Below are 19,178 nucleotides of genomic sequence, written 5' to 3' on the forward strand. Positions count from 1 at the left end.
GCGTCTTGCTCATAGACCTAGCGCGCGCAACCATGCATGCACCTGTCCAAAGGCGTCAAGCTGCCACTGGTCCGCAGAGCGTTCCCCCAGCGTCCTGCTTTCCTCAACGAACCGCCGGACGCAGGTGGGTCCGAATCCATCGGGAGAATCAAACTTCCCGGCAATGAATCGGTATCCGGCGAGGCCCTCCGGGTGATCAAGCAATGGCCGGCAGGCTGCAGCCAGCGCGTCAATGCCGCCAGGGTAGTTACGGACGCAGTAGTAGATGTGTAGGCGTCCTTGTGCTTGTAGCGGCCATGGATTGCATGACCTTTCATTGCCAGCAGTGCCGGGATGGAGCAGACGGCCACCTCGACCCGGTTCGTCCCGCCGTTGGGCATCGCTCCAGAGATCGGAATGAACTCGCAGAATCTCAGCGCCAACTCGGCGCCGCTGGCCCGCTGCACAGCAAAGTTGTCCACCAGCGGTGGATCGTTCTTCGCGGTCACAGCGTCTCGCGGCCTCAGAAAGTCCACGATGACGTCGATCAGCGGGCCTCCATCGCGGGCATCGATCTGCCGCACGAGTTGAAAGCGCCGCAGGCTCTCGCGCTGCTCGTAACCATGACTTTTCAGTGACTCTATGAGGTGGGCATACTCGCCGCCCCCCAATGCTGCGGCATCCAGGCTCAGATCGACGTCCAGCGTCCCCACATGGCGCATGTCATTCTGATTCAGGAGCAGCCAAGGCACCGCACCACCCACGACGGCATACCTGCCTTTGTAGCTGCCCAGGATTTGGCCGATCTCGATCAGGACGGATTTGACGGCCGCCGTCGTACGGTCGTCGTAGTCATTTGCGGATTGAGGCTCGCCAGCGGTCATCCCTGCCATTGCAGCCTTTCCCGACGCAGATGCTCAGCCGCTTCGCGGCCACGCTCACCCGACACGTACAGATCCAGATAGGTCTGGACTGGACTCGTGCAATGAATACCGCCTGCTGCTTCGACCGAGTCATTGAACAGGGCAAGGTCGTCAAGGACGGTGACCACCACGTTCTCACCCCGGCCTGCTGGCGAAAGACTCAGGAACTGGCGCAGTCGGTCTGCCCCTTCTTCGTCGGCATAGAAGTAATGCGTCCCGGCGCGTGCATAGGGCGCCAGCCAGTTGGCCGCCGAGAACGAGGAAAGAATGGCGAGTCCGTCATCCGCCAATGTCGGTCCCAACTTCCGAACCGCGTCCTCGAACAAGGCCCCATGCAGGGTCGTGTAGAAAGCTCGGCGGTCCGCGCCAGGGGGCGCATAGTCGTCGCGCCATGCATCAAGCAGCCCGTCGGGATTGGAGAGGAAGACCCCCTCTTCGGACACTTCAGCCCATCCCCTGTCCAACAGGCTATTGCGCACATTGCTGACATGTCCGACGCTGACAAGCGATGCCTCGGCCAAATCCGCTACCCGCCAACTCTTCGATGGATCTCGCAGCATGGTACGAAGCACCGAAGCGGACTTGGGCTTGAACAGCGAGCGCAACTGTCGCCGCTCCGCTGGCGGCTTGCCTTCCACAGTGCGCATCATGAAGAAGCCGGGAAACACGATGCGCGCGTTTCCCTCGAAGTCAAGGTAGCCGACCCCGTTTTCCGTGCACAGCGCGCGGGCGTCTTCGGAGAGATAGGGCGCAATGAAAACAGGCGTGACCAAGTCCGAGCCCTGCTGTCTGCCAACGTACGTCTTGAGCTGCAGCAACGCCTTCGGCACATACCGGGGCTGCCCGCTTGACTTCACTTCGCCCACAAGAACGTGGCGTCGCCCCCCGAAATCGACATGGCAGACCAGGTCCACCGACACGTCCTGGATATCGTTGCCGGCCTCGATATCGAGCACCGTGAGCCCGGGAGCTTCTCCCAAGGCTGCTCGCAGCGCATCCACGGCGCGTTGCTCGATATTCACTGGATCAGCAGTTTTCAACATTCGCTGAAAATAGCACTTTTGGTGAAAATTTCAACCGAATTTCAATGAAATGGCTGCATTCAGCAATTGCTGAACACAGCAAAACTACTGAACGCCATTTTTTGAAAACCACAGCGGACTGCCCTTCACCCGCAACTCCCCAGATGGCCGCAGGCCGTGCAGTACTCGCAGCCGTCCTTGCGGATCACGGCATGGGCGCCGCATTCCTCGCATTTGCGGCCGGCCATGACCATGGGGTCGGTGGCCAGGGCCTCGGGCTCGGGCAGCGGCGATGGGGCGGGCGGCGCGCCGCTGCCGCGCCGGGCCAGGATGTTCTGCACCGCATAGGCGATGGCGGCCACCTCGGAGTCGTGCCACATGGGCACGCGCGTGCCGTCGTCGCGCTGGTGGGTGCCCAGGCGCACGGGGCCCCGGTCCCAGGCCACCTTGCGCATGTCGCTGAGGGCGCGCTCCAGGAAGCCGCCGCGCGCGGCCAGTGACAGCAGGCGCATGCTGGAGGTCACCCATTGCTGGGATTCGCCGCTCTGGCCCACGGGCATGAAGAATTCGATGGCGCGGTCCACCGTGCGGCCATCGGGCAGGACCACGGGCAGGAAGGAGACGACCAGGTACAGGCGCTTGGGGCCTTGCTGGGTCCAGTACTCGATCTTCTCGGCCACGGCGTCCAGCGCGCCCTGCGGGCGGCTTTCTATCACGGTGCGCAGCGGGTCGGGTGCCGAAGCCGCGGCCCCTGCCGGCGCGGGGGAGGCCGGCTTTTCAGCAGATTCGGGCGCATGGGTCTCGAGCACGGCGCCCAGGATGGTGTTGGGCCGGTAGGTGGCCAGGCCCTTGAGGCCGGCCTTCCAGGCCTGGCGGTACAGGTCCTTGAAGTCCTCGTAGGGATAGTCGGCCGCCACGTTGACGGTCTTGGAGATCGCCGTGTCCACGAAGGGCTGCACGGCCTGCATCATGGCGATGTGGCCGGCCGCAGGCATCTGCAGCGCGCTGACGAAGTAGTCGGGCAGCTGCTGCACGTCGCCCCCCAGCGTGCGGTACAGGCGCCAGGCATGGTCCTCGACCGCGTACTCGGCGCTGCCGCCATCGGCCGTGCGTTTCTTGCGCTTGTAGGTCCAGGAGAACGGCGGCTCTATGCCGTTGGAGGCGTTGTCGGCAAAGGCCAGGCTGACCGTGCCCGTGGGCGCGATGGACAGCAGGTGGCTGTTGCGTATGCCGTGCGTGCGTATGCGCTGGCGCAGCGCATCGGGCAGGCGGCTGGCGAAGGTGCCTTCGGCCAGGTAGCCATCGGCGTCGAACTTGGGGAAGGCCCCCTTCTCGCGCGCCAGCTCCACCGAGGCGCCGTAGGCCGCATCGCGCATGCGCTCGGCAATGCGCGCGGCCATGGCCCGGCCCTCGGGCGTGTCGTAGCGCAGGCGCAGCATGGCCAGCGCATTGCCCATGCCGGTGAAGCCCACGCCGATGCGCCGCTTGGCCTCGCTTTCCTCGCGCTGCTGCGGCAGCGGCCACCAGGTCAGCTCCAGCACGTTGTCCAGCGCACGCACCTGCACGGCCACGGCGCGCTCGAAGGCCTCGAAGTCGAACGCAGGCTCGCCCGCGAAACCGAACGGATGGCGCACGAAGCGCGTGAGGATGACGGGGCCGAGGTCGCAGCAGCCGTAGGAGGGAAGCGGCTGTTCGCCGCAAGGATTCGTCGCCGCGATCTCCTCGCAGTAGCGCAGGTTGTTGTCGTCGTTGATGTGGTCCAGGAAGAGGATGCCGGGCTCGGCGAAGTCGTAGGCCGAGCGCATGATGGTGTCCCACAGCGTGCGGGCGGGCAGGGTCTGGTAGACCCACTGGCCGTCTTCGCGCTGGTGGGCACCCTGCTCCAGCAGGGCGGTGCCGGGGCGGGCGCGGTGCACCAGGTGCCAGGGCTGGTCTTCGGCCACGGCCTGCATGAAGGCGTCGCTGACGCCGACCGAGACGTTGAAGTTGTTCCAGCGGCCCGGCGTGCGCTTGGCGGTGATGAATTCGAGCACGTCGGGGTGGTCGATGCGCAGCACGCCCATCTGGGCGCCGCGCCGCGCGCCCGCGCTTTCCACGGTGGCGCAGGACTGGTCGAAGACGTTGATGTAGCTGCACGGGCCCGAGGCCAGCGAGGCGGTGGCGCGCACCTCGGCGCCACGCGGGCGGATGCGCGAGAAGTCGTAGCCCACGCCGCCGCCACGGCGCATGGTTTCGGCGGCTTCGCGCAGGGCTTCGTAGATGCCGGGGTAGCCGCCGTCGTCCACGCCCTGGATGCAGTCGCCCACGGGCTGCACGAAGCAGTTGATCAGCGTGGCCTGCAGGTCGGTGCCGGCCGCGCTCATGATGCGCCCCGCGCCTATGGCGCCGGCCTTCAGGTTGGCCAGGAACAGGGCCTCGCATTCGGCGCGGCGCGCCTCGGGCTCGACCGAGGCCAGGGCGCGGGCCACGCGGGCGTAGAGCTCGCCCACGCCGGTCTCGCCGTCCTTGAGGTATTTTTCGCGCAGCACATCGAGGCTGATGGGCTGCAGATCCGCCGCGTCCTGCGCGCGGCCCAGGTTTTCGCGATGCATTGGCATGGCTCCCGTGTTGACTTGCCTGCCGCCGTCCCTGGCACTTGCTCGGGCCTCAGTCGACAAGCACTTGTCCATCATGCTCCACGTAGGGCGGGTACGGCCCGGTGCCGCTGTGCGGAGCTTGAGATGCCGCAACAAAGCGGCCGGTCTGGACATCGAAGACATGGACTTCGCCGTCTTCGATGACATAGTGCCACCCGTGCAGGCTGAGCTGCCCGGCCTCTACCCGCGATCGCACCATGGGATAGTCCATCAACCGTTCGAGCTGCAGCACGACGGCGCGCTGCTCGGTGCGGCGCAGCGCCTCGGGGCCGGCCTGCACGGGCAGCACGGCCTCGCGGCCCAGGTCCAGCCAGCGCTGCAGGTTGCGCGCCTCGGGCGAGACTTCTCCATACAGGGCCTTGATGGCCCCGCAGTGACTGTGGCCGCAGACCACGATGCGGCTGACCTGCAGGTTGAGCACGGCGAATTCGATGGCCGCCGCCGTGCCGTGGTGGCCGTGCGATCCGTCGTACGGCGGCACGAAGGCGCCCACGTTGCGCACCAGGAACAGCTCGCCCGGCGGCGCCCCCGTGAGCAGGTAGGGCACGAGGCGCGAGTCCGAGCAGCCGATGAACAGCGTAGTGGGGTGCTGGCCCTCTTCGACCAGGGTGCGGAACTGCGCGCGGTACTGCGGGAAGGCGTGCTCGTGGAAGCGCCGCAGGCGCAGCAGCAGTTCGTCGTCGGGCATGGGCACTGCGCCTTTGCCCGGCTATTGCACCAGCGGCGAGTCGGCCGCAGCGATGCGCACGCCCACCACCTCGGACTGGCCGGCCAGCAGCTGCAGGTACTGGTGGAGCGCGCTCACCCAGGTCTGCTGGTGCAGGGCCTGGGCGACGGCCGGGCGCGCCTGCTGCCAGTCGGGCAGAACGCCCCTCTCGCGCGCGCAGACCTCGACCACGTGCAGGCCGAAGCGGCTGTGCACCAGGCGCGGCAGCACGCCGATTTCCTGGGAGGCAAAGACATCGCGCGCGAATTCGGGCGCGCAATCGCTGCGGCCCAGCCAGCCCAGTTCGCCGCCGTGCTGGCCGCTGGGGCAGTTGGACCATTGGCGCGCGGCCTCGGCAAAGCGCAGGCCGGCGTCGTCGGCGCAGCGCAGCTCGATCAGCAGGGCCTCGGCCCGCTGGGTGAGGGCGCGCACGTCCACGCCGGGCGTGACGGCAAACAGCACGTGGCGCAGGCGCACGCGCTCGCCCTGGGCGAAGCGCGCGGGGTTGGCATCGAAGTGGCGGCGGCAGGCATCCTCGCCGGGCTCGGGCAGGTGCAGCGATTGCTCCAGCAGCTGCTCTATGGCCTGGGAGGCGCGCTCGCTGATGACGCCGTCGTCGCCGGCCGCATCATCGGCGCCCAGCAGGCCTTCGCGCTGGGCCGCCTGGCGCAGCAGCTCGGTGCAGGCGCGCTGGCGCAGTTCGCGCTCGGGCGGGCGCTGTCCGGGTGCGTGCAGCGGCGTGTTGTTGATGCGGGCCACCTCGGCACCGGCCTCGCCCACGGGCTGGAAGGCCGGCACTTCGGGAATCGCCGGGAGATCCCCCATCGGGGCAGAAGAAGTAGAAGTTGAAGAAGGGTTTGAAGACGCGCAGCCGCAGTGGCCGCCGCCCGATCCGTTGCATCCATGTTCCATGTCGATCTCCTCAATGGCCGGGCTTGGCGTCACGGCGTGCCGACGATGCGGGCAGGCCCAGGCGGCGCGAGCGCACCAGCTGGTAGGGGCGCAGCAGGTAGACCAGGGTGCCGAAGCCGCTCCAGACATGGACCAGGCGCGTGAAGGGGAAGACCAGGAAGATGCTCATGCCCAGGAACATGTGGGCCTTGAACACCCAGCCGGCCTCGGCCAGCAGCTCGGCCGCGCCGCCACGGAAGGTGAGGATGCGCTGCGCCCATTCGGCCAGGGCCATCATCATGGAGCCGTCCATGTGCTTTGCCGACAGCGGAATGGTGGCCAGGCCCAGCAGCAGCTGCAGCCACAGCAGCCAGAGGATGGCGATGTCGCTGAACCTGGAGTGGGCGCGGATGCGCACGTCCGACAGCCGGCGGTGCAGCAAGATGGTGAGGCCGATGAAGCCCAGCGTGCCCGCGATGCCGCCGCTGACCATGGCCAGCAGCTGCTTGGCGCCTGCGGCCATGAAGGGCTCGTAGACGAAGTGCGGCGTGAGCATGCCCACGGTGTGGCCGAAGAACAGGAACAGCACGCCGATGTGGAACAGGTTGCTGCCCCAGCGCAGGCTGCCGCTGCGCAGCAGCTGCGATGAATCGCTCTTCCAGGTGTACTGGTCGCGGTCGAAGCGCAGCCAGCTGCCGCTGAAGAACACGGCCAGGCAGATGTAGGGGTAGAGGCCGAAGAGCAGGTGGTCTATCCAGGAGGGGGTCATGTCAGGCTCCTTTGGCGGGGTCCTTGGGCTTGGGGCGCCGCCGTGCGGCGCACGAAATGCACAGGCTGCTCGGCGCCGGGGCGCGATTGGCCCTGGCTGCTGCAGCCGTCGAAGGCGGCGGGTTCGGCCCAGGCCTCGTCCATGGCGGGCTCGGGGCGGATTTCCACGCGCTCGGCCCGGTGGCCGGTGATCTCCAGCACGGCCGCGATCACGCTGGCGTAGGGGCTGTCGCGCCGCGCCAGCGCCGTGAACAGGGCGTTGAGGATGTGGGCCATCTCGCCCAGGAATTCACGGGCGATGGCCGGCGGCTGGGTGGAGGCGAACTCCAGCACCACGGCCAGGTGGTCGGGCAGTTCGTCGGCCTCGAAGGCCAGGCCCGCGCGCTCGTAGGTCTGCTGCAGGTCGATCAGCGCCGGGCCCCGGTCGGCCGAGTCGCCGTGCACATGCTCGAACAGGTGCAGCGAGGTCTGGTGGCCCCGGTCGAAGGTGTCCACGTAGCGGGCCTCGGCCTCGAAGGGGTCCATGGACTGCAGCTGCTCGGCCAGCTGCTGCAACTCGCGCAGCCGCGCGGGCGCCACGGATTGCTCCAGGCGCAGGGCGTCGATCAGGCCCGGCAGCAGGGCGCGCAGCTCGGCGCCAGGGTAGCCGATGAGGCAGGCCAGCGCGCGCAGCGTCAGGCGCACGGGGGTGGAGGTGTTGTGATTGAACATGGCGGCAGTCCTCACATTTGCGCGCGGATGGGGATGGTGCGCGGCTTCTTGCCGCCGAACAGGCTGGCGTCGGTGCTGCCGTCGGAGCAGCCGTTGCCGAACGAGAAGCCGCAGCCGCCGCGCAAATCGAACGCGCTTTCGGCGTATTCGCGGTGGGCCGAGGGGATGACGAAGCGGTCCTCGTAGTTGGCGATCGCCATGGTCTGGTACATGTCCTCGACCTCGTGCACCGTCAGTCCCGCGTACTGGAGCACGGCCAGGTTCTGTTCCTGGTCCACGTGCTTGCTGCGCTGGTACGCGCGCATGGCCAGCATGCGCTCCAGCGCGCGCACCACGGGCGTGGTGTCGCCGGCGGTGAGCAGGTTGGCCAGGTACTGCACGGGGATGCGCAGCTGCGAGACATCGGGCAGGTCGCCATTGATGGGGCTGCGGCCGACACTGTCGAGATGCCCGGCGTTCGCCGCCGAGGTGATGGGCGACAGCGGCGGCACATACCAGACCATGGGCAGGGTGCGGTACTCGGGGTGCAGCGGCAGGGCCACCTTCCAGTCCACGGCCATCTTGTAGACGGGGCTGGACTGGGCGGCCTCGATCCAGGCGTCGGGGATGCCGTCGATGCGGGCCTGGCGGATGACCTCGGGGTCATTGGGGTCCAGGAAGATGTCCAGCTGCGCCTGGTAGAGGTCGCGGTCGCGCTCCACGCTGGCCGCTTCCTCGATGCGGTCGGCGTCGTACAGCAGCACGCCCAGGTAGCGGATGCGGCCCACGCAGGTTTCGGAGCAGACGGTGGGCTGGCCGGCCTCGATGCGCGGGTAGCAGAAGATGCATTTTTCGGCTTTGCCGCTTTGCCAGTTGTAGTAGATCTTCTTGTAGGGGCAGCCCGAGACGCACATGCGCCAGCCGCGGCACTTGTCCTGGTCGATGAGGACGATGCCGTCCTCCTCGCGCTTGTAGATCGACCCCGAGGGGCAGGACGCCACGCAGGCCGGGTTCAGGCAGTGCTCGCACAGGCGCGGCAGGTACATCATGAAGGTGTTCTCGAACTGGCCGTAGATGTCCTTCTGGATCTGCTCGAAGTTCACGTCATGGCTGCGCTTGCTGAATTCGCCGCCCAGGATCTCCTCCCAGTTCGGGCCCCATTCGATCTTCTCCATGCGCTGGCCCGAGATCAGGCTGCGCGCGCGCGCCGTGGGCGCGGCCTTGCTTTCCCTGGCCGACTGCAGGTGCTCGTAGTCGTAGGTGAAGGGTTCGTAGTAGTCGTCGATCTGGGGCAGGTTGGGGTTGGCGAAGATGCGCATCAACAGGCTCCACTTGCCGCCCTGGCGGGGCGCGATGGAGCCGTCCGTGCGGCGCATCCAGCCGCCGTTCCACTTGGCCTGGTTTTCCCACTCGCGCGGGTAGCCGATGCCGGGCTTGGTCTCGACGTTGTTGAACCAGGCGTATTCGACGCCGGGGCGGCTGGTCCAGACGTTCTTGCAGGTGACGGAGCAGGTGTGGCAGCCGATGCACTTGTCCAGGTTCAGCACCATGCCGATCTGTGCGCGGATTTTCATCGTGTTTCTCCTTGTTGTTCAGGCATGGGCGGCTGCGCCGGCCGGAGCTTCGTCGTCAAGCCAATCTATGCGGCGCATCTTTCGGACCAGCACGAACTCGTCGCGGTTGGTGCCGATGGTTCCGTAGTAGTTGAAGCCGTAGCTGTACTGCGCGTAGCCGCCGATCATGTGGGTGGGCTTGAGCACGATGCGCGTGACCGAGTTGTGGATGCCGCCGCGCGTGCCGGTGATCTCCGAGCCCGGCGTGTTGATGGTCTTCTCCTGCGCGTGGTACATCATCACCATGCCCGGCTTGACGCGCTGGCTGACCACGGCCCGCGCCGCGATGGCGCCGTTGGCGTTGTACAGCTCCACCCAGTCGTTGTCGGCGATGCCGGCGCTCTTGGCGTCGTCCTCGCTGAGCCAGACGATGGGGCCGCCACGCGCCAGCGTGAGCATCATCAGGTTGTCGCCATAGGTGGAGTGGATGCCCCACTTCTGGTGCGGCGTGATGAAGTTCAGCGCGATCTCGGGGTGGCCGTTGGGCTTTTGGCCCTGCACTTCCTGCAGCGCCTTCATGTGCACGGGCGGGCGGTAGCTGACGAAGCCCTCGCCGAAGTCGCGCATCCACGGATGGTCCTGGTAGAACTGCTGGCGGCCGGTGAGGGTGCGCCATGGGATCAGCTCATGCACGTTGGTGTAGCAGGCGTTGTAGCTGACCTTCTCGCTTTCCAGGCCCGACCAGGTGGGCGAGCTGATGATCTTGCGCGGCTGGGCCTGGATGTCGCGAAAGCGGATCTTCTCGTCCTCGCGGTGCAGGGCCAAGTGGGCGTGCTCGCGCCCCGTCTGCTTCGACAGTGCCTCCCAGGCCTTGACGGCCACGTGGCCGTTGGTCTCGGGCGCCAGCATCATCACCACCTCGGTGGCGTCGATGTCGGTGACGATGCGCGGGCGGCCCTGGCTCACTCCTTCCTCGCGCACCAGGCCGTTGAGCTCGCCCAGCTGCTCCACCTCGGTCTCGGTGTTCCAGCCGATGCCCTTGCCGCCGTTGCCCAGCCTGTCCATCAGCGGGCCCAGGGCCGTGAAGCGCTTGTAGAGGTTGGGATAGTCGCGCTCGACCACGGCAATCTGCGGCGCGGTCTTGCCGGGGATCAGGGCGCACTCGCCCTTCTTCCAGTCGCGCACGCCATCGGGCTGGGCCAGCTCGGCGGGGGTGTCGTGCATCAGCGGCGTGAGCACCACGTCCTTTTCCACGCCCAGGTGGCCCACGCAGACCTCGCTGAAGGACTTGGCGAAGCCCTTGTAGATCTCCCAGTCGCTCCTGGCCTGCCAGGCCGGGTCCACGGCCGCCGACAGCGGGTGGATGAAGGGGTGCATGTCGCTGGTGTTGAGGTCGTTCTTCTCATACCAGGTGGCCGTGGGCAGGACGATGTCCGAGTACAGGCAGGTGGTGCTCATGCGGAAGTCCAGCGTGACCAGCAGGTCCAGCTTGCCTTCGGGCGCCTTGTCGTGCCAGCGCACTTCCTGCGGCTTGGCCGAATGGCCGGCGCCGGGCCGCCCCAAGCCGGCCGCCCCCTGGGGGGAGGCGCGCAGCGCATCGGGGGGGTCTTGTTCTCCAAGATCTTTTCCTTGCACGCCATGAGTGGTGCCCAGCAGGTGCTTGAGGAAGTACTCATGGCCCTTGCCCGAGCTGCCCAGGATGTTGGAGCGCCACACGAACATGTTGCGCGGCCAGTTGGCCGGGTGGTCGGGGTCCTCGCAGCTCATGGACAGCGAGCCGTCCTGCAGGGACTGCACCACGTGGTCCTTCACGTCCAGGCCCTGGGCCTGGGCGTCGCGCACCAGCTGCAGCGGGTTGGCCTGCAGCTGCGGTGCGCTGGGCAGCCAGCCCATGCGCTCGGCGCGCACGTTGTAGTCGATCATGGCGCCGCCGTACTGGCTGCGGTCGGCCAGCGGGGACAGCACCTCTTCCACGCCCAGCTTCTCGTAGCGCCACTGGTCGGTGTGGGCGTAGAAGAAGCTGGTGGAGTTCATCTGGCGCGGCGGGCGCAGCCAGTCCAGCGCAAAGGCCAGCGCGGTCCAGCCGGTCTGCGGGCGCAGCTTTTCCTGGCCCACGTAGTGCGCCCAGCCGCCGCCGCTCTGGCCTATGCAGCCGCACAGCATCAGCATGTTGATGATGCCGCGGTAGTTCATGTCGCAGTGGTACCAGTGGTTCATGGCCGCGCCGATGATGACCATGGACTTGCCGCGCGTCTTCTCGGCGTTGTCGGCGAACTGGCGCGCAATGGCGATCACCTGGTCACGCGGCACGCCGGTGATCTTTTCCTGCCAGGCCGGGGTGTAGGGCGCATCGGCGTCATAGCCGCCATCAGCGCCCTCGCCTTCCAGACCGCGGTGGATGCCGTAGTTGCCCGCCAGCAGGTCGAACACGGTGGCCACGATGGCCTCCTCGCCGTCCAGCACCATGCGCGAGACGGGCACGCGGCGCAGCAGCACATCCGTGCCCTGCTCGTTGGCGTCGAACCCCGGCGACTGCAGGCCGCCGAAGTAGGGGAAGGCCACGTCGGCCACTTCACTGTCCACGCCCTGGCCGTCCAGCACCGAGAGCTTGAGCTGCACGTCGTTGCCCGTGCGCGCCTCCTTGGATTCGAGGTTCCACAGGCCCTCGTCGGCACGGCCGGCCTCGCCCCAGCGAAAGCCGATGGAGCCGTTGGGCAGGGCCACGCCGCCGTCCTCGCCGTAGGCCACGGTCTTCCACTCGGGGTTGCTGTCCTGGCCCAGGTGGCCGTCGAAGTCGCTGGCGCGCACATAGCGCTCGGGAACCAGGGCCGTGCGGCCGTCGGGCAGTTGCTGGCGCTTGAGGCGGATCAGCAGCGGCAGGTCGGTGTAGCGGCGCGCATAGTCCTCGAAATAGGCCGGGCGGCCGCGCTCGCCGAAGTAGAACTCCTTGAGGATGACGTGGCCCATGGCCATGGCCACGGCCGCGTCCGTGCCCTGCTTGGGGTGCATCCACAGGTCGGCCAGCTTGGCGACCTCGGAGTAGTCGGGCGTGACGGCCACGACCTTGGCGCCCTTGTAGCGGACCTCGGTGAAGAAGTGGGCGTCGGGGGTGCGCGTCTGGGGCACGTTGGAGCCCCAGGCGATGATGAAGTTGGAGTTGTACCAGTCCGCGCTCTCTGGCACGTCGGTCTGCTCGCCCCAGGTCTGGGGGCTGGCCGGCGGCAGGTCGCAGTACCAGTCGTAGAAGCTCATGCACACGCCGCCGATCAGGCTCAGGTAGCGGCTGCCTGCGGCATACGAGATCATGGACATGGCCGGAATCGGCGAGAAGCCGATGATGCGGTCCGGCCCGTGCTTCTTGATGGTGTAGACGTTGGCCGCCGCGATCATGCGGTTGACCTCGTCCCAGCTGCTGCGCACGAAGCCGCCCAGGCCGCGCTGCTTTTGCCACTCGCTGCGCGCATCCTCGTTCTCGACGATGGCGGCCCAGGCATCGACCGGGCTCCTGGCCACGGCCAGGGCAGCGCGCCAGTGCTTGAGCAGCCGGCCGCGCACCATGGGGTATTTGACGCGGTTGGCGCTGTACAGGTACCAGCTGTAGCTGGCTCCGCGCGCGCAGCCGCGCGGCTCGTGGTTGGGCAGGTCGGCGCGCGTGCGCGGGTAGTCGGTCTGCTGGGTCTCCCAGGTCACGATGCCGCCCTTGACGTAGATCTTCCACGAGCACGAGCCCGTGCAGTTCACGCCGTGCGTGGAGCGCACCACCTTGTCATGCGCCCAGCGGTCGCGGTAGGCGTCTTCCCAGGTGCGGTCCTCGCCCGTCACCTGGCCATGGCCGTTGGAGAATTCCTGCCGGGGCAGGGAGAAGTAGGAAAGCTTGTCCAGAAAATGGCTCATCGCGGGACTCCTTGTTGTTCGTTGCGGTGCGGTCTGCGGCCCGGGGCTCAGCAGGGCATCTCGGCGTTCCTGCGCGCGTAGTACCACCAGGTCACGCCCACGCACAGCACATAGAAGGCGGCAAACACCCACAGCGCCAGCTCGGGCCCGCCCGTGGCGGCGATGGAGCTGCCGTAGCTCTTGGGGATGAAGAAGCCGCCGTAGGCTCCCAGCGCGCCCGCAAAGCCCAGGGCGGCCGCGCCTTCGGTATTGCCCTCCTTGAGGGCATGGGCCTGGGCTTCCTCGCTGGGATGGGCGCCGAGCTCGCGCTGCTTGAGGGCCAGGAAAATCGCCGGGATCATGCTGAAGGTCGATCCGTTGCCGATGCCCGTGGTCAGGAACAGCACCAGGAACATCAGGAAGAAGCCCATGAAGCTGCCCTCGGCAGGGCCGAAGCCCAGCGCGTAGCCGCCGCTGCCCTTGGGCAGAAAATACAGCACGCCCACCACGGCCACGGCCATGACGAGGAAGTTCCAGAACGTCACGCGCGCGCCGCCCGCCTTGTCGGCCAGCCAGCCGCCAAAGGGCCGCGACAGCGCGCCCAGCAGCGGGCCCAGCCAGGCATAGGCCAGCGGATTGACCGCCGGGAACTGGCTCTTGATCAGCAGCGGAAAGCCGGCGGCAAAGCCGATGAACGAGCCGAAGGTGCCCAGGTACAGCAGGCACATCACCCAGTTGTGCTTGCGCCGGAAGATGGCGGCCTGGGCCGCGAAGCTGGCCTTGGCGTCGGCGATGTCGTTCATGCCGAACCAGGCGGCCAGCGAGACGATGGCGATCCACGGCACCCAGATGAAGGCCGCGTTCTGCGCCCAGACCCGGGTGGTCTCGCCGGCCTTGGTGATGGTCTGCGCATCGCCGCCGAAGACGCCGAAGATGCCGGCCGTGATCACCAGCGGGCTCAGGAACTGCACCACCGACACGCCCAGGTTGCCCAGGCCCGCGTTCACGCCCAGGGCCGAGCCCTTGCGCTCCTTGGGAAAGAAGAAGCTGATGTTGGCCATGCTGGAGCTGAAGTTGCCCCCGCCCAGGCCGCACAGCAGGGCCAGGATCAGCATGGTCGGATAGCCGGTGGTGGCGTCCTGCACGGCGTAGCCGATGCCGATGGCCGGGATCAGCAGCGAGGCCGTGGACAGCGCCGTCCAGCGGCGCCCGCCCATCAGCGGCACCATGAAGGAATAGAAGATGCGCAGCGTGGCGCCCGACAGCGCGGGCGCCGCCGCCAGCCAGAACAGCTGGTTGGTGGAGTAGGTGAAGCCCAGCGCGGGCAGGTTCACGGCCACCACGCTCCAGACCTGCCAGATGGCAAAGGCCAGGAACAGGGCGGGCACCGAGATCCAGAGGTTGATCCTGGCGATGGCCTCGCCCTCGCGCTCCCAGAACTGCCTGTCCTCGGGGCGCCAGAGGGTCAGCACGCTGCCGGGGCGGCTGCGCGCGGATGCCTTTGCGGCGGTCTTGGTGTTCGCATGCATGTGCAACTCCTGCGGTTCAGCGCGCGGCCGGCTGCACATCGCTGTGGCCGCCGTGGCTGTTGAGCACGTCGGTGCGGCGCACCTCGGTGAAATACATCCAGATCAGCGACACCCAGACCACGCCGTACAGCAGCATGAAGGCGCTGGAGCGGATGCCCGTCCAGTCCAGCAGCACGCCGAACAGGATGGGCAGGATGAAGCCGCCCAGGCCGCCGGCCAGGCCCACGATGCCGCTGATGGCGCCGATGTTTCCGGGGTAGTCGTCGCTGATGTACTTGAAGACGCTGGCCTTGCCGAAGGCCATGGCAATGCCCAGCACGAACATCAGCGCGGTGAAGGCATAGACGTTCAGGCCCAGGTGAAAGCGGGTGCTGCCCTCGGTGGTGAGCACCGTGAAATCCGTCTGCGGATAGGACAGCAGGAACAGGCAGATCCAGCACACCCACAGCACCCACCAGGTCACGCTGTGTGCGCCGTACTTGTCCGACAGCCAGCCGCCGATGGCGCGCAGCACGCCGCCCGGCAGCGAAAAGCAGGCCGCCAGCAGGGCCGCCACGCGGATGTCCAGGCCGTACTCGCCCACGTAGTACTGCACCATCCACAGGCTCAGCGCCACATAGCCGCCGAAGACGATGCTGTAGTACTGGCAGTACTTGAGCACGCGCGGGTCCTTGAGCGCCTTCAACTGGTCGCTGAAGCGCACGTTGCTGGGCACCAGGTGGGCCGGGTCGCTGTGGCTGAACAGCCAGAACAGCACCAGCGCGCCCAGCATGATGGCCGCATAGGCATGCGGCACGGCGGCCCAGCCGAAGGCCACCAGGATCACCGGCGCCACGAACTTGTTGACCGCCGCGCCCGAGTTGCCCGCGCCATAGATGCCCATGGCCATGCCCTGGCGCTCCTTGGGAAACCAGCGCGCCACATAGGGCGTGCCCACCGAGAACGAGCCGCCCGCCAGGCCCACGAACAGGCCGATGGTCAGGAAGTGCCAGTACTCGGTGGCATAGCCCATCACCCAGATCGCGGGCACGGTGACGGCCATCAGCACCGCCATCACGATGCGCCCGCCGAAGCGGTCGGTCCAGATGCCCAGCGGCACGCGCACCAGCGAGCCCGTGAGCACGGGCATGGCCGTGAGCAGGCCGAACTGCGTGGCGGTCAGATCCAGCATCTTCTTGATGGGGATGCCGATGATGCCGAACATCATCCAGACCATGAAGCAGACCGTGAAGGCCAGGGTGCTGACGGCCAGGACCGACCAGGCCTGGCGGTCGTGGCGTGTGCCTGTGCTGGTGCTCTTTCGGGGGTCGCCCTGTGCGGTGGGCGCTGTGTTTGCCATTTTGTATTCCTCGTGGGGGCTATGGCATCCATGGTCCCGCGCGAGGGCCGCGCCGCACATCCGCCAGCCGTACGCTCGGACAAGGCGGAAGAACTAGGAGCGCGCAGGCGGGCCTAGTTCCAAAGAACTATCGAGGACAAAAAGGCTTGACGCAGATCAGGAGCGGCGGCCGAAGACCGATTTCGGGCTGCGCCCGTAGAACCGCGTGAACGCGGCACTGAAGTTCGACGGATGGGCATAGCCCACCTGCCAGCCGGCCTGGGCGACCTGGCAGCCGGTCTCCAGCAGCGCCCAGGCGCGGCGCATGCGCAGCTCCAGCAGCAGGGCCTGGGGCGTGGTGCCGAAGACGGCGCGAAAGCCCTGCTTGAGCCGGTGCTCGCCCAGGCCCACGGCGGCGCTCAGGTGGGCCAGGGTCAGCGCGCGGTCCATCTGGGTGGACAGCAGTTCGCGCGCCTGCTCCAGCCGGGCCAGTTCGTCGGCCGACCAGCGCGGTGCCGCCTTGGCCGGCTGCGGCGCAGGCGCGAGATGCCGCAGCTCCAGCGCGGCCAGGCTCAGCATGGCGATGTGGCGGTCCAGCGCATCGGTGGGCTGGTGCCCGGGCGGCTGGGCCAGGCGCCGCGCCAGCGCCAGGCTGGCCGGCAGGCTGGCACGGTGGTCCAAGGGCCGCACACCGGCCGCGCCGTCCACCTGAGTCAGCCGCCGCGAAAGCTCGGCCCCCAGGTAGCGGTCCAGCGCTGCACCCGACAGCAGCAGGCGCAGCTGGCGCACGGTCTGGCCTGCCGCATAGCGGCGCTCGCCCTGGCTGCCGCGAAAGGCTGCCAGCGTGGTCTGCCCTGCGCCGAAGCGCAGCGCCGCGCCCGTGCGCGCCACAAAGCCCGATTCCCCGGCCAGCCCCAGCGTGATGACCAGGGTGCGGCCCTGGTCCGAGGCATCGGCCTGCACGCTGTCCTCCACCAGGTCGCGCAGCGGGCAGTAGTGCGAGCGCGCCAGCACGATGCCGTCACCCAGCGTGAAGCGCTCCGCATGGCAGTCGCCCAGCTCGGCGGGCAGGGCATGCCGCGTCCAGCCCGGTGCACAGGGCTGGGGCAAGGCAAGCGAGGAAGGGATGCGGGAGGTCATGGGAGAGGAATGGATGCGCGCTTCGCATAGGAAATGCTCCGGCGCGCATACGTTTTCAAATGATAGCGATTCTCATCTTCCCTAGCATCGGTCTCCAACGAGATTCCCTTTTGGAGAGGACGAGAAAACCATGGCATTCCCCCTTCGCTGGCCGGCCGCGCTGGCCCTGGCCCCCTTCACGGTGGCGGCCCAGGGCCAGGCGCCCGAAGCCGCCCTGCCCGAGATCACGGTCACGGTGAACAAGCAGGCCGAGAGCCTGGACGCCGTGCCCGCCAGCGTCTCCGTCTTCGACGGCGCGGCGCTGGAGGCGGCCGGCGTGCGCGGGCTGGACGCGCTGTCCGCCCAGGTGCCGGGCTTTGTGTTCCAGGCCTTCGGCCAGTCGGGCGTGCAGCCGCCCGTGATGCGCGGGCTGACGGCCAACTTCGTGTCGTTCTCCTCGTCCACGCTGCTGCTGGTCGATGGCGTGCCCACGCTGATGGCCCAGGGCTTCGAGCACAACCTGCAGGGCGTGGACCGCGTGGAGGTGCTGCGCGGCCCGCAATCGACGCTGTACGGCCGCAATGCCGAAGCGGGCGTGGTCAGCATCGTCACGCGCCAGCCCGGCGACATGCCGTATGCATCGATCAGCGCCGAGGCCGGCCACCACGGCCAGCGCGCAGGCAGCTTCGAGCTGGGCCGCGCCCTGGTGCCGGGCCAGCTCTACATCGGCCTGTCGGGCGAGTGGCGCGCGCAGGACGGCTTCATTCGCCAGCAGGCGACGGGAGCGCGCGTGGACGACCGCGAGCGCGCCAGCGGCCGCCTGGCCCTGCGCTGGACGCCCACGGCCGAGACCGAGGCCACGCTGCGCTACGCCCAGCAGCGCTGGGACGACGGCGCCGCGCAATGGGGCAGCATTGCCGCGCCGCGCGCCACGGTGAACTCGGGCACGGACAGCTGGAACCGCTCGCGCGGGCAGACGCTGGCGCTCGATGTCTCGCACCGCTTTGCCTCGGGGCTGCGGCTGCGCTCCATCACCGCGCGCAATGTCTTCGACGACCGCGTGCTGCAGGACACGGACTTCCAGCGCGCCGACCTGCTCCACGTGCGGCGTGACTACCGCCTGGCCACGACCTCGCAGGAACTGCGCCTGGAGGGCGAGGCCGCAGGCCTGTGGAACGCGCGCTGGCTGGCCGGCCTGTACCTGGACCGCGACGACCATGACCTGCGCTACGAGCAAAAGCTGCCCGCCGCACTGATGCGGCCCACGGCCGGGCTCAAGGGCAGCACGGCGGCGCTGTTCACGCACTGGACCGTCCCGCTGTCCGAGCGCTGGACGCTGGCGGCCGGCGCGCGCGTGGAGCGCAACCGCGTGGAACTGGCCCCCGTGGGCGCGGCGGCGCGCAGCGACGACTGGTCGCGCTTGAGCCCCAAGCTCTCGCTGCAATACCAGTGGTCGCCCCAGGGCCAGATCTACACCAGCCTCAGCGAAGGCTACCGCGCGGGCGGCTTCAACGTGTTCTCTCCGGCCATGGGCTATGCGGCCTACGAGCCAGAGACCGTGCGCGCATGGGAGATCGGCACCAAGGGCCGGCTGCTGGGGCAGCGCCTGCGCTATGCGGCCTCGGTCTACACCCAGCAGGTTCGCGACATGCAGGTGCAGCAGATGGGCCTGCCGGGCGTGGTCTACATCACCAATGCGGCGCGGGCACGCTCCACGGGCGCGGACTTCGAGCTGGACTATGTGTTCGGCGGCGGCTGGCAGCTGCAGACGGCCCTGGGCCTGAACCGCACGCGCTTCGGCAGCTTCCGCGACGGCGGCGCCGTCTACGACGGCCACCGCAACCCGTTTGCGCCCGACATGACGGCCCATGTGGCGCTGCGCTACGACGCGCCCGGCCGCTGGTGGGCGCAGGCCGCCGTGCAGGGCACGGGCAAGGTCTACCTGGACGCCGCCAACGCCTACCGCCGCCCCGGCTACGGGCTGCTCAACCTGGCGGCCGGCTATGCCCAGGGGTCCTGGGAAATCGCCGCCTACCTGCGCAATGCCGCCAACCGCCGCTACGACGCCGTGGGCTACCTCAACGGCCAGGTCGTGGTCTACAGCCCGCCGCGCGAGTTCGGCGTGCGGCTGACCTGGCGCATGTGACTCCCTTTCGTGAAAAGGACCTTCC

12 protein-coding genes and 1 pseudogene are annotated in these 19,178 nt (G+C 68.0%); 1 reads left to right on the forward strand and 12 read right to left on the reverse strand.

The window, feature by feature from the left end; all coding sequences use genetic code 11:
- Positions 1-9: 9 nt before the first annotated feature.
- The 12 genes and pseudogenes from U6958_RS30835 to U6958_RS30890 all read right to left on the reverse strand — a co-directional run bounded on the left by U6958_RS30835 (position 10) and on the right by U6958_RS30890 (position 17,028).
- Positions 10-872 (reverse strand): annotated as a pseudogene (locus U6958_RS30835) (hypothetical protein).
- Positions 860-1,945, reverse strand: a complete 1,086-nt coding sequence (locus tag U6958_RS30840; protein WP_074920711.1) for a type IV toxin-antitoxin system AbiEi family antitoxin — start codon at positions 1,943-1,945, stop codon at positions 860-862. The pseudogene U6958_RS30835 and the gene U6958_RS30840 overlap by 13 nt, the downstream one beginning before the upstream one ends.
- 125 nt (positions 1,946-2,070) lie before the next feature.
- A complete protein-coding gene (locus U6958_RS30845) occupies positions 2,071-4,515 on the reverse strand; it encodes an adenosylcobalamin-dependent ribonucleoside-diphosphate reductase (protein ID WP_074920713.1) in 2,445 nt (814 codons plus the stop codon).
- 55 nt (positions 4,516-4,570) lie between these two features.
- Positions 4,571-5,248 carry a carbonic anhydrase gene (locus U6958_RS30850; protein ID WP_034390039.1) on the reverse strand — a complete coding sequence of 226 codons (678 nt, stop codon included), beginning with the start codon at positions 5,246-5,248 and terminating at the stop codon, positions 4,571-4,573.
- A gap of 21 nt (positions 5,249-5,269) precedes the next feature.
- Positions 5,270-6,091 carry a peptidylprolyl isomerase gene (locus U6958_RS30855; protein ID WP_074920715.1) on the reverse strand — a complete coding sequence of 274 codons (822 nt, stop codon included), beginning with the start codon at positions 6,089-6,091 and terminating at the stop codon, positions 5,270-5,272.
- A gap of 97 nt (positions 6,092-6,188) precedes the next feature.
- Positions 6,189-6,926 (reverse strand): respiratory nitrate reductase subunit gamma, encoded by a 738-nt coding sequence (narI, locus tag U6958_RS30860; protein WP_074920717.1) that lies wholly within the window; start codon positions 6,924-6,926, stop codon positions 6,189-6,191.
- Positions 6,923-7,636, reverse strand: a complete 714-nt coding sequence (gene narJ, locus U6958_RS30865; protein WP_074920719.1) for a nitrate reductase molybdenum cofactor assembly chaperone — start codon at positions 7,634-7,636, stop codon at positions 6,923-6,925. The genes narI and narJ overlap by 4 nt, the downstream gene beginning before the upstream one ends.
- A gap of 11 nt (positions 7,637-7,647) precedes the next feature.
- Positions 7,648-9,189 carry a nitrate reductase subunit beta gene (gene narH / locus U6958_RS30870; RefSeq protein WP_034363529.1) on the reverse strand — a complete coding sequence of 514 codons (1,542 nt, stop codon included), beginning with the start codon at positions 9,187-9,189 and terminating at the stop codon, positions 7,648-7,650.
- A gap of 18 nt (positions 9,190-9,207) precedes the next feature.
- Positions 9,208-13,062: a nitrate reductase subunit alpha gene (locus U6958_RS30875; protein ID WP_074920721.1), complete on the reverse strand. Its 3,855-nt coding sequence runs from the start codon at positions 13,060-13,062 to the stop codon at positions 9,208-9,210.
- Positions 13,063-13,109: 47 nt separating this feature from the next.
- Positions 13,110-14,570 carry an MFS transporter gene (locus U6958_RS30880; protein WP_074920723.1) on the reverse strand — a complete coding sequence of 487 codons (1,461 nt, stop codon included), beginning with the start codon at positions 14,568-14,570 and terminating at the stop codon, positions 13,110-13,112.
- Between the two features lie 16 nt (positions 14,571-14,586).
- Positions 14,587-15,909: a nitrate/nitrite transporter gene (locus U6958_RS30885; RefSeq protein ID WP_074920725.1), complete on the reverse strand. Its 1,323-nt coding sequence runs from the start codon at positions 15,907-15,909 to the stop codon at positions 14,587-14,589.
- Positions 15,910-16,065: 156 nt separating this feature from the next.
- The gene (locus tag U6958_RS30890) at positions 16,066-17,028 is read right to left on the reverse strand and encodes an AraC family transcriptional regulator (protein ID WP_074920727.1); all 963 of its coding nucleotides are present in this window, start codon (positions 17,026-17,028) and stop codon (positions 16,066-16,068) included.
- A 130-nt stretch (positions 17,029-17,158) separates the two neighbouring features.
- Here U6958_RS30890 and U6958_RS30895 point away from each other — a divergent pair, with 130 nt between their 5' ends.
- Positions 17,159-19,153 (forward strand): TonB-dependent receptor, encoded by a 1,995-nt coding sequence (locus U6958_RS30895; RefSeq protein WP_074920729.1) that lies wholly within the window; start codon positions 17,159-17,161, stop codon positions 19,151-19,153.
- Positions 19,154-19,178 lie beyond the last annotated feature (25 nt).

Source organism: Delftia lacustris, from assembly GCF_040267515.1.
In the GTDB taxonomy this organism is placed as follows: Bacteria; Pseudomonadota; Gammaproteobacteria; order Burkholderiales; family Burkholderiaceae_C; genus Comamonas; species Comamonas tsuruhatensis.